We start from the raw sequence: 11,380 nt of genomic DNA on the forward strand, positions 1-11,380 counted from the left end.
GGCGACGGGTCGGGGTTCTCTGGGTTCTGATTTGTTGCCGTTCGGCTGCGGTACCGGGTGTGACCGGCGGGCACTGCCGCATGTGCTTGTTTGCTGCCGACTGCCTCTGATCACCGGCGCTTGATCACCGGTACTCGGTTACCGTGCTTGATCACCGGCGCTGCTGCCGGGTCGCGGTCATCGTGGCGAGCAGGGCCAGGGACTGCTCGTCCGATGAGCCCGGCCGGGCGTGCAGGACGGTGAGGACCTGGCCGTGCTCCAGCGCCATGGCGTGGAACAGCAGGCTGATCACGCCGACCTCCGGATGCCGGAAGCTCTTGGCGCCGGCCGTGGTGGTGCGCACGTCGTGGCGGGCCCACAGTTCCCGGAAGTCCTGGCTGTTCAGCGACAGCTCGCCGATCAGCGCGGCCAGTTCCGGATCGTCTCGCTCGGTGCCGATCCGGGCCCGGAAGTTGGCGACGGCGTCCGAGGCCGCCGTGTGCCAGTCCACGTGGGTCTGGTGCGTGCCGGGGTCCAGGAACAACGCGCGCAGCAGGTTCGTGCCCGGCGCGTAGCAGTCGGCCAGCTCGCAGGCCAGCGCGTTCGATCCGATGACGGTCAGTCTGCGGCTGGTCACGGTCGCCGGCGTGGTGGTCCAGGCGTCCAGCAGCTCCTGCACCGTGTCCGCCACCGGCTCCCGTTCCCGGGCGCGGGTGCCGCCCGGCGTCGGACGGGCCAGCGCGTACAGGTGCTCGGTCAGCTCCCCGTCCAGCCGCAACGCCCTGGCCAGCGACTCCAGCACGCTGTCCGAGGGCCGGTGACCGCGTCCCTGCTCCAGCCGCACGTAGTAGTCGGCACTGACCCCGGCCAGCATCGCCAACTCCTCACGCCGCAGCCCGGCCACGCGCCGCCGGGCATCGCCGGCGGCCTCGTCCAGGCCCACGTCCTCGGGCCGGAGTACAGCCCGGCGGGCCCGCAGGAACTCGGCGAGTGCGGCGTTGTCCATGCCTTCAGGCTACGTCCGGTGATGGGCCGGGTCCCCGCGACGAGGGTGGCCCTGTCATTCCCAGGCATCAGCCACCGATAGTCGCCCGGCGCGGCGCGGCCACAGCATGGGGGAGTAGCCGATCGGCGATCACCACAGGAGACGGACTAATGCGAACAGTCAACGGCTGGGCCGCCCACACCCCCGGAGCGGCGCTGGCGCCGTGGCGCTTCCAGCGGCGCGAACTGCGTCCCACCGACGTCGCGCTGCGCGTCACCCACGCCGGGGTGTGCTTCACCGACCTGGACGCCGTGCGCCCCGGACCCGGGCACGTGCGGCCGGAGCTGTTCCCGCTGGTCCCGGGACACGAGATCGTCGGCGAGGCGGTCGCCGTCGGCAGCGCGGTCACCGCGTTCGCGGTCGGCGACCCGGTCTGCGTGGGGAACATCGTCGACTCCTGCGGCGCGTGCGAGGCCTGCCGCGGCGGCGACCAGGAGTTCTGCGTGCAGTTCCCGACACTCACCTACGCCGGCCGCGACCGGCACGACGGGTCCATGACCCAAGGCGGCTTCAGCGACGAATACGTCGCCGACCAGGCGTTCGTCTACCGCCGCCCGGCCACCCTCGACCCGGCCGGCACCGCCCCCCTGATGTGTGCGGGCATCACCACCTGGGTGCCGCTGCGACGCTGGGAGGTCGGGCCGGGCCAGACCGTCGGCGTCATCGGCCTGGGCGGACTGGGGCACGTCGCGGTGAAACTGGCCAAAGCACTCGGCGCCGAGGTCGTGGGCTTCACCACCTCACCGGCCAAGGCGAAGGACCTGCTCGACCTCGGCGCCGACGACGTGGTGCTATCCGGCGACGCCGAAGCCATGGCCGCCCAGCGCGGCAGGTTCGACTTCATCCTGGACACCGTGCCCCGCCCGCACGACCTCTCGCCATACCTGACAGCACTGCGGTTCGACCGGACCCTGTGCACCCTCGGCATAGTGCCGGAGCTGCGATTCGACCCGCAGGCGCTGCTGTTCGGGCGTAAACGGCTGGCCGGCGCCGGCAGCGGGGGCATCGCCGCCACACAGGAGATGCTCGACTTCTGCGCCGCGAACAACGTGACCGCGACCGTCGAGGTGCTGCCGATCGCCGAGGTCAACACGGCGCTGGACCGGTTGGCCGCCGGGGATGTCAGGTACCGGTTCGTGCTTGAGGTCGCCTCGCGTCGATAGCGGCGTAGTCGGGTGCGAGCGGGTTCCTGCTCAAGGACGCCCCGCCGAGCGAACTGCTCGCCGGGGTCCGATACTGACCAAGCTCGATGCCCGGGACCGGGCGCAGCTGGTCATCACCGCCTACGAGAGTGGGCTGATCGTTCCCGGGTGAGGTCGCCGTCGGCGCTCGCGGTGGAGCCTTCAGACCGTCCCAAACTCGGGTCGAAGTCTGCTCCGGCACTTGTTCCCCTGCCATGCTGAAAAAGCCGGAAACGGTCGGATGCCGGGGGGCTGAGAGAACGTGGACGTACCACAAACGAAGACTGAGAAGACCGAGCTGCTGAACGAGCTGGACCGCTGGCGCAAGCGAGCGGCGCGGGGCACGGGACGGGCACGGGTCTCGCTCCGGGAGCTGTCAGCCGCCACCGGAATCCCACGCAGCACCCTGTCGGACTATCTGTCCGGGGCCACGCTCATGCCGCCGGATCTGCTCGACGCCGTGGTGCTGGCGCTGGGGGCGACACCTGCGCAGGCCAGGCAGTGGGCTGATGCGTGGGAGCAAGCCTGCGAGGAGCACCACGACCCGCGGCCGCAGGACAGCGGAGACCACAGCGGTACTCAAGCAGGCGGCGGCGGGCAGAGCGGCGGCGGGCAGAGCGGCGGCGGGCAGAGCGGCGGCCAAAGCGGCAGCCACGGCCCCGGCCCCGGCCCGCGCACTGGCTCCAGCGCAGGCCCGGGCACTGCTTCTAGCCCAGGCCCAGGCCCACGCTTGGGCACTAGCTCTAGCCCCAGCCCGGCCACCGGCTTCAGCCCCGGCCCCGGCCCGCAGCAACTGCCCACCGACACCGCAGCCTTCACCGGCCGCACATCAGAGCTCGCCGAGCTCAACCGACTACTCGACCCGTCGATCGACCGCTCACGTGAGGACGGCCCCGAAGCCGTCGCGGTAGCCGTCATCGCCGGAACCGCCGGCGTCGGCAAAACCACCCTCGCGATCCACTGGGCCCACACCGTCCGCCACCGCTTCGCCGACGGCCAGCTCTACCTCAACCTCCGCGGCTACGACCCCGGCGAACCCATGTCCCCGGAAGTCGCCCTCGAACAAGTCCTGCGGGCCCTCGGCGCCCAGAGCGTGCCCGCCGACCTGGACGGCCGCGCCGCCCTGTACCGCACGCTGCTCTCCGACCAACGCGTGCTCGTCGTCCTGGACAATGCCCGCTCCGCCGAGCAGGTCCGTCCGCTGCTGCCCGGCACCGCCGGCTGCCTGACCGTGGTGACCAGCCGCGACAGCCTGGCCGGGCTGGTGGCCCGGGACGGCGCGCGCCGTGTCGCCCTGGAGCGGCTCACCGACGCCGAGGCGCTGGGCCTGCTGGAGCAGCTGCTCGGCCGGCACCGGGTGCTCAGCGAACCGCGGGCGTCCGCCGATCTGATCCGGCTGTGCGCCGCCCTTCCGCTGGCGCTGTGCGTAGCGGCCGAACGTGTCGGCCGGCGCCGCGCGGGCACGTTCGCCGGCACCGTCGCGGAACTCGCCGACGAGGCCGGGCGGCTGGACACCCTGGGTGCCGGCGGGGACCCGCTGACTGACGTCCGGGCGGTGTTCTCCTGGTCGGTCAGGGTCCTGCCGAACGCCGCCGCCCGCCTGTTCCGGCTGCTGGGAGTGTGTCCGGGCCCGGACATCGACGTCTTCGCTGCCGCCAACCTGGCCGGTGTGTCCGCGGCCGTGGCCCGCCGCCTGCTCGACACCCTCGCCGACGCCAACCTGCTCGACGTGGGCCCGGCGGACCGCTACCGGATGCACGACCTGCTGCGCGACTACGCCCGAGAGCTCGCGTTCGCTGTCGACGCCGAAACCGACCGGAGCGCTGCCCTGACCGCCTTGGCCGACTGGCGCCTGCACACCGCGAGCGCCGCCATGGACCACGTCGCCCCGGAACGACGCGAGCTGCCGGACCGGATCCCGGTGCCGGCCGTGGTCGGGCCGAACTTCAGCGGCGTCCACGACGCCAGCGCCTGGTTGCAGGCCTCGCGCGCCGGACTGGTCGACGCGGTCCGGCACGCGGCCCAAAGCGCATCAAGGGCATCAAACGCGCACAGCACGCCGGGAAGGTCGTCCGAACACGCGTGGCGTCTGGCCGTGACCATATGGAGGTTCTTCTACACCCGCCGCTACCTTGACGACTGGTTCGACACCACCGCCAACGCCATGACCGCGGCCCGCCGCCTCGGTAACCGCTTCGCCGAAGCCGAACTCCTGCACATCCTCGGCGTCGCCCACGACTCCGCCGCCCGCTACGAAGACTCCCTCGAATGCTTCGAACAAGCGCTGCTCATCCGCCGCGAAACCGGCGACCGGCCCGGCGAGGCGCTGACCCTCAACGGCGTCGGCGGCGCCAACTACCGGCTGCGCCGCCTGCAATGCGCCGCACAGCACCTGCGCATGGCCACCGACCTGGCCCGCGAGTTGGACCTGAAACACCTCGAACTGATGGCCCTGGGCAATCTCGCACTCCTGCAGAGCGACATGGGGCAGTACGAGGAAGGGATCAAGCTGTTCAGTGAGATCCTCGAGTTCCGCGTCGCCGTCGGTGAGAAGAGCGAGCAAGCGGTGGTCCTGAACAACCTCGGCCGCCTGCACCACCGCGTCGGCCACGCCGCCGAAGCCCTGTCCTTCCTCGGTCGCGCCCGGGCCCTGGCCGAGGAACTGGACAACCGCCACAATCTGGCCAGCATCCTGGACGCGCTGGCCGCCGTCCACGCCCGCGCCGGCTACCGGGCCACCGCCGAAGCGCAGGCCAAACAAGCACTGGAACTGGCGCGCGCGACCGACAACCACAACGAGCAGACCGCGGCGCTGACCACCCTCGGCATGATCCACTTCAGCGGCGGCCAGCTCGCCGCCGCACTGTTCTGCTGCCGCCAGGCACTGACCATCTGCCGCGAGTACCGGCAACCCGGCAACGAGCCGGCGGTCCACAACAGCCTCGGCGAGATCCTGCTCGCCCTCGGCGAACCGGACGCCGCTCTCGGCCACCACCGGAAGGCGCTGGCCGTGGCGATCGAGGCGAACCCGTATGAGCAGGCGCGCGCTGAGCAGGGAACCGGCGCCGCGCTCCGGGCCCTGAACCGGGACGCCGAAGCCTGGCCTCACCTCGACACCGCCGCCGAGCTGTTCGAACAGCTCGGAGTCCCCGAGGCCGGTCCGGCGCGTGCCTGTCTCGTGGCTTACGGCTGACGATCAAAGTGGCTGTGCAGTCCGGGCGGGCGGACGGCACAGCCACGCGGTGCCCGGCTCCAGCGTCAAGGAACACCTCGGATGGCTTGCACAGACGCAGGCCATCCGAGGGTTCATGAATCACGCCTTCGGGCGCGGTGCCTCAGTTGTGCGTCGTGGGGAGCCAGTAGCCGCAGTAGCCGCCCCATCCGTTGGAATGGCCGGTCGCCGCCCAGACGTCCAGCAGCTCGTCACCGGTGCTCGGGCCGACGATCGCGTCCGGGGTACCGAGGACGGAACGGTAGGCCGTCTGAAAGCGAAGGACCGCCGCCCTGGTGTTCGGTCCCCAAAGGCTGTCCGTGGCGCCCGCGTTGTAGCCGAGCCCGTCGAGCATGTTCTGCACGCACCACACCGCGTGCGGGTTGTTGGTCTCACCGTTGCCGACCCAACCGGCGCCGACCCGGGCTTGGGCAGCCGGGACAGCGATCAGGCCGGCAGCCGCCGTGACCACGGCTGCGATCGCGGCATTGCGGATTCTGCGCATTCGATTCCCTCCCTGTGGCGATCGGTCTGACAGCAGACCGTCGCCGATCGGACGTTGTTCGCGTGGGCCATCCTCACGAACCCGGACGCATCGGCGCGGAAGCCGACGTGCCCGCATCCCCCGCACCCGGTCTGGATCCGGTGTGGTGGCTCTCAGGAGTCTGCGATACACGCGGCGGCGCGCGGCCCGGTTCGGACAACGCTGGACAACGCCGGACAACCTCGGACGGCGCCGGACCCGAACGCGGCGCCTCCCGCCGTCGCGTCCTCAGCCCGGGACCGACGGCGGGAGGCGCCCCCGTTTGCTGCCCTACTTCCCGGTGACCTGGCTCTTCGGCACCTCCATCGTCAGCACACTGGACTGCCCGTCCGTCCCCAGCCGCAGGATCGGTATGGCCTTGCCGTCCGGGTCGCTGCCGGTCTTGCTGGTGTCGTAGTCGGCGTAGAAGTCCAGCGGCCCGCTCGCGCCCAGCACCTCGTTCGAGCCGTGCAGCGCGCCGAGCTCCCCGGCGACCGCTTGCAGCGTGGGCTGCGGCTGGGAGGTCAGCCGGATCGCGGAGATCGCGGACAGCATCGAGTCGTAGGCGGTCATAGTGTTGCCGTCGGACAGGGGCAGACCGGGGAAGAGCTGTCCGGCGTAGCCGCTGAACGTCGCGAAGCCCTGGGCGCCCTTTGCGGTCGTCGCCGGGTCGGGGCTGGGGGCGGTCCACTCGCCGGGGTTGGCGATGCCCGCGTAGTCGACCGTCACATTCGTGTCCAGTCCCCTTTTCACCGCCGGGGTGAAGGTCAGGTTGGTGACGTCGTCGCCGCTGATGATGGTGATCGGGGTGTTCAGGCACGGCCGGTCCGCGAGGTCCGCCACCAGCTCGGCCAGGTCCTCGCCGCGCCCGGCGAACAGCACGGCGGCGGGCTGCGCGGTGCAGATGTCCGGCGGCATCTGGCTGATCCGGTTCCGGATCATCAGGTCCGCCTGGACCCGCTGCGGATCGGTCGTGGCCTGGGTGCGCGGTGTGCTGACGAACGTCTCCCGGCCGACCAGCGCGTGGCTGGAGTCGGCGAACTGCTCGAAGCCGGCCACCAGGGTGCTGTCGTAGGCGTCGCTGGTGTTCTCGTCCTGGACCAGGACGGCGTTCTTGAACTGCCGGCTGTCGGCGTACTGGACCGCCACCGCTATCGTGTCGTGGTTGCTGGGGGCCACGCGGATGAAGTCCCTGATGTTGTCGAACTCGTTGGCGGTGACCGTGCCGCCGACCACCGGGATGCCGGCGGTGCCGGTCAGGTAGTCGGCCGCGGCGACCGTCGTGGACAGGCTCACGCCGAGCCCGCTGACCGCCGCCAGGCGGGTCCGCCGCTGGGTGTCCTGGATGATCCGGGTCGCGGCCTGCCACTGGTTGGCCTGGTAGCCGTCGTTGCCGATCAGCAGCTGGATCGCCGGCACGATGCCGTCCACCGGCTTGCGGTTGGCGCTGTACTGCGCGATGTAGGCGCCGCGCAGCTGTTCCACCACGTTCGACATCGCCTCGATGCTGCCGCTGCTGTCGGAGATCGGCAGCAGCACCACGACGCTGACGTACTCGCCGGGGTGCTGGGCCGTGACCATCTGGTTCTCCTGCCGGATCGCGTGCTCGACACCGGCCAGCTCCGGGGCGAAGACGTAGCTGCCGTCCGAGACGCCGATGCACTCCCCGGAGACGTGCTTGACCGTCGTCGCACCGCTGTCCGCGCAATAAGGGTGTCTGAGTAAACCCGGCAGGTGGAAGCCGACCACGACCAGGCCTACGGCGAGCAGCACGGCCAAGCCCTGCACGAGCCACTTCTGCAGCTGGGACAGAGCGTGGTACCACCGCCGGATCGGGCCGTCGTGTACTTCCGGGCCTGGATGCATGAGCGGGCCTTCCTATCCGTCGTTCGACGTCCGGTCGCGGTGCTCACCGAGGCGGCGGGAAGTGGGTGCCCACCAAGACGTCCTCGATGTTGACGATGGGCTCCAGCTGCCTGCCGGGGTCCATGAGGATGTCGTCGTGCAGCCACTTGGCGACGGTCAGGCGCGCGATCGACAGGCTCAGGGACGGCTTGGTCACGGCGGGCCCGGCGATCAAGTTGACCGTGGCGGACGGGTTGTCGGATACGGGTAGCCGACCGGGGACGGCGGTGGCCTGGCCGAGCAGCCCGTGCCACTGCGTTTTCAGCCCGTTGGCGACCTCGTGCTCCAATCGCGCGACCACGTCGGTCAGCGGAGCCCGGTTCGTCGGCTCCACCAAAGCCAGCGTGTGGGTCAGATACCGCGCGTCGTGCTGGTTGTCGTAGTACCTCGCATAGGCCCGGTGGACATCGGCCCACAGCGTCGGCGAGCGCGCCAGCCAGTGCCGCAGCAAGCGGACGATGAGGGGATGCAACTGGGTACCGGGCAGGATCGGTCCCGCCGCCGTCGGATCCGGCGGCGGCGTGAGCCACAAGCCCGCCCCGAGGACCGACAGGTCCTCCTTGATGGTGTCCGGCCAGCTGTTGAAGCCGTAGACGGATTTGGCGGCCTCCGGATCCAGCGGAACCGCCGCCGCGCAGGCCGCCAACCGGGCGATCAGGGTCGGCGCCGTGCCGGACACCGGCGCCGGGTCCAACCCCAGCAGAGTCCGGATGAGGACGTCGGCGACGGTGCCGCCGCGTTGCGAACGGCGGATGAAAGACAGTTCGAGATCGTCGGGCAGCGCCCGGTGCAGGACGCCCGGCGCGGCGAACGTCGAGCGGCCCAGCTCCGCCATCAGCTTCGTGAGCAATGAGGTGGCCGCCGGATGTCCCGCGGTGATCGCGAGCAGGAACGTGACGTCCTGCGCGAGGTCCCCGCGCGGGCTGGTCCCGATCAGCTCCTGCACGTCCTCGCGGATCAGCGGCGACAAGGCCACCGGGTACCACAGCCGGGCATGTTCCGGGTAGGGGGCTTTCCTGTCCGGTCTGACAAATCGCAGCGCCGGATCGGTCGAGGCGATGGGGTGCTGTGCGTTGTCGTGATACGTGCCGTGCTGCACCGCGATCACCAGCAGCGGATCGGCGCGGACCCGGGCCTTGTAGGCCGCGCCGCGGACGCCGGCTATGTGCTCCAGGAACTGCCGGGCGATGTCCTTGTCGCAGTTGTCCAAGAGCAGGAAGGCGTTCGAGGGACGCTGCACGAACCACGGCCCGCGGTTGAAATCCGCCCGCAGATCGCCGATGAAGGCGGCCACCAGGAGCCGGTCCACCTGGTGCTGAGCGGACCGGCCGAGGTCGCCGTCCAGCCCCTCGCGCCAGGTGTTCGTCTGCTTCCTGAGCAGGTTGTACCCGCCCAGCGACGCGGCCAGCCCGTCGACCCGCCTGGCCTTCACCCCGGACAGCAGCGAGCCCAGCACGTCGGCCAGGAACCGGGTCAGATCAGGCTGCCCGGTGACGGCCACCAGCGGGGCTGCCCGATCGGTCCAGGACGCGACGGTCGCTTCGATGTCGCCGGTGCCCAAGCTGTCCCGGACGTGCGCCCGGAACGCCGGCACGTCCTCGGCGGTCCCGGCATAACTCAGCGCCGCCGCCACCACCGCGAGCCGCGGGAAGCGCCGTACCCGCCGCATCCCGTGGATGTGCTGGCGCCCCAACTCGTGCACCGCGGCGAACACCACGCTGCCGACGTCCTGCACACCGTCCAGGTTCAGCGCCGCACCGGGATGCTCGGCGCCCAGCTGCCGCAGCTGCCGCAGGACCGCGGTGCCGCCGGACCCGTGCGGGCCGATCAGCGGCACGATCGGGAACGGGCGGGCCGGGACGCCATGGCGCGCCAGCGCCTCCCGCGCGTACCGAAAGATGTTCGACCGGCCGTACAACATGGACGGCTCCTCCCCGCAACAGCCCAGGTGCCCGACGGATACGTATGGTGCTCAGTTGGTCGCGCGCGGTTGACGTGGCGTTGAGTATAGGGTCGGGCCAGGCGCCCGCGCAGGGAATCAGAGCCCTAATAGGGTTGCCAGTTTGGTGCGGGGGAAATGCGGCCGTCGGCGGCGGCGGGGCTGAACGTCACCCGCTCGCGGACGGCCACGAGAACCGTGAGTCCGGCCGTGAGATAGCACACCCCCTGCAAGACCAGGACCGGCACGATGCCCATCGCCTGCGCCAGGTAGCCGGCGGCCAGGGTGGCCACCAGCTGGCAGATCCCTTCCACCCCGACCAGCGCCCCGAAGGCGCGGCCGCGGAAGGCGTCCGCGGTGTGCTGCTGGAACAGGGTGTACATGCCGGCCACGGTCAACGCGCCGGGCAGGCCCACCACGATCATGCCCAGGACCGCGGGCCAGATGGCCGTGTAGCCCAGCGGATACAGGAAGATCGCCAGGTCGACCGCGCCGAAGAGCAACGCCCCGAAGCCCAGCAGCCGCCCCGGCGGCACCCGCTGCCCGAGCACTGCGACAGCCACGCCGCCGAGGATCCCGCCGATCGCCTGCACGGCCGCGATCAGCCCGTACGCCCGGCTGTCGCCGTGCAGCACCTGCCGCACGAACGGCGCGAACAGCGTGCCCATGACGCCCTCGCCGATGCCGGTCAGCAGCACGAAGACCATCAGAACCCGCAGAACGCGCCGCTCCAGGGTCAGCCGCAGACCCTCGCCCAGCTCCCGGACGACGTCCGCGACATACCGGGCGTGCTGTTCGGCCTCGACCCGGCCGCTGGTGCGGACGAAGCCGGTGAACGCGGCCGCGGCGACGAAGCTCCCGGCATCGGCGACCGCCAGAGCCCTGATGCCGCCGGCCGCGGCGAGCACACCGCCGAGCGCGGCACCGATGAGGCGAGCCAGGTCACGGCCCTGCGCGACCAGCGTGTTCGCCGTCAGCAGCTCGCCCTCGGCCACGAGCCGGGGCAGCATCGCCTGTTCGGCGGGGGCGAAGAACTGGCTGACCGCCCCCTGATACACCAGCACCGCGACCACGATCCACACCTGGCCCCGGTCGTGGACCAGCAGCAGCGGCGCCAATCCCGCAGCCAGCAGCACATTGGCCGCGACCATGGTGCGTTTGCGATCCCAGCGGTCTGCGAACACCCCGGCGAGCGGTCCCAGGAACACCTGCGGAACGAACGTCGCCATGACCGTGACCGCCGAGGCGACCGTGGAGCCGGTCAGCACGTAGACGCAGTAGGCCAGGCCGGTCGCCAGGACCCAGTAGCCGGTGACCGAGACCAGCCCGGCGGTCAGGACCAGCCGCAGGTCCCGGCGTCCGGCCAGCAGCCGGCGTATCGCCCCCATCTCACGCTTCCTCGGGCGGCTGCCCCAGCGGCACCACGAACGTGGTGACGTTGACCGGTACCGAACCCGGCGGACGCGAGGCCAGATCGTCGATCGGGCGCGCATCGACGTACCGCATGATCAGGTCGTTGATCGCGCCGTTCAGCCCGGCGAGCTCGTCGAACGTCAGGTAGACGTTGGCCTGCCCCAGCCCGGCCTGCCCGTTCCAC

7 protein-coding genes and 2 pseudogenes are annotated in these 11,380 nt (G+C 71.0%); 3 read left to right on the forward strand and 6 right to left on the reverse strand.

Features of this window, described 5'->3' with window-relative positions; genetic code table 11:
- Window positions 1-151 precede the first annotated feature (151 nt).
- Window positions 152-985 carry a helix-turn-helix transcriptional regulator gene (locus KGQ19_RS44030; protein WP_212020811.1) on the reverse strand — a complete coding sequence of 278 codons (834 nt, stop codon included), beginning with the start codon at window positions 983-985 and terminating at the stop codon, window positions 152-154.
- 149 nt (window positions 986-1,134) lie between these two features.
- Between KGQ19_RS44030 and KGQ19_RS44035 the strand changes: the two genes are divergently transcribed.
- The 3 genes and pseudogenes from KGQ19_RS44035 to KGQ19_RS44040 all read left to right on the forward strand — a co-directional run bounded on the left by KGQ19_RS44035 (window position 1,135) and on the right by KGQ19_RS44040 (window position 5,398).
- Entirely contained in the window at window positions 1,135-2,187 is a 1,053-nt protein-coding gene (locus KGQ19_RS44035; protein ID WP_212020813.1) for an NAD(P)-dependent alcohol dehydrogenase, read from the forward strand.
- Between the two features lie 70 nt (window positions 2,188-2,257).
- Window positions 2,258-2,338: pseudogene (locus KGQ19_RS53190) on the forward strand (DNA-binding response regulator); the annotation flags it as partial.
- A 129-nt stretch (window positions 2,339-2,467) separates the two neighbouring features.
- Window positions 2,468-5,398, forward strand: a complete 2,931-nt coding sequence (locus KGQ19_RS44040; RefSeq protein WP_212020815.1) for an ATP-binding protein — start codon at window positions 2,468-2,470, stop codon at window positions 5,396-5,398.
- 142 nt (window positions 5,399-5,540) lie between these two features.
- Here KGQ19_RS44040 and KGQ19_RS44045 read toward each other — a convergent pair whose 3' ends face one another.
- The 5 genes and pseudogenes from KGQ19_RS44045 to KGQ19_RS44065 all read right to left on the reverse strand — a co-directional run.
- Window positions 5,541-5,921 (reverse strand): peptidoglycan-binding domain-containing protein, encoded by a 381-nt coding sequence (locus KGQ19_RS44045; protein ID WP_212020817.1) that lies wholly within the window; start codon window positions 5,919-5,921, stop codon window positions 5,541-5,543.
- A gap of 309 nt (window positions 5,922-6,230) precedes the next feature.
- A complete protein-coding gene (locus KGQ19_RS44050; protein ID WP_212020819.1) occupies window positions 6,231-7,805 on the reverse strand; it encodes an ABC transporter substrate-binding protein in 1,575 nt (524 codons plus the stop codon).
- Between the two features lie 43 nt (window positions 7,806-7,848).
- Complete coding sequence (locus tag KGQ19_RS44055) at window positions 7,849-9,765, reverse strand: hypothetical protein (RefSeq protein WP_212020821.1); 1,917 nt, start codon at window positions 9,763-9,765, stop codon at window positions 7,849-7,851.
- 125 nt (window positions 9,766-9,890) lie between these two features.
- Complete coding sequence (locus KGQ19_RS44060) at window positions 9,891-11,171, reverse strand: MFS transporter (RefSeq protein WP_212020823.1); 1,281 nt, start codon at window positions 11,169-11,171, stop codon at window positions 9,891-9,893.
- A gap of 1 nt (window position 11,172) precedes the next feature.
- Window positions 11,173-11,380, reverse strand: a pseudogene (locus KGQ19_RS44065) (transcriptional regulator); the annotation flags it as partial.

This window comes from Catenulispora pinistramenti (genome assembly GCF_018274385.1).
Taxonomy (GTDB): Bacteria; Actinomycetota; Actinomycetes; order Streptomycetales; family Catenulisporaceae; genus Catenulispora; species Catenulispora pinistramenti.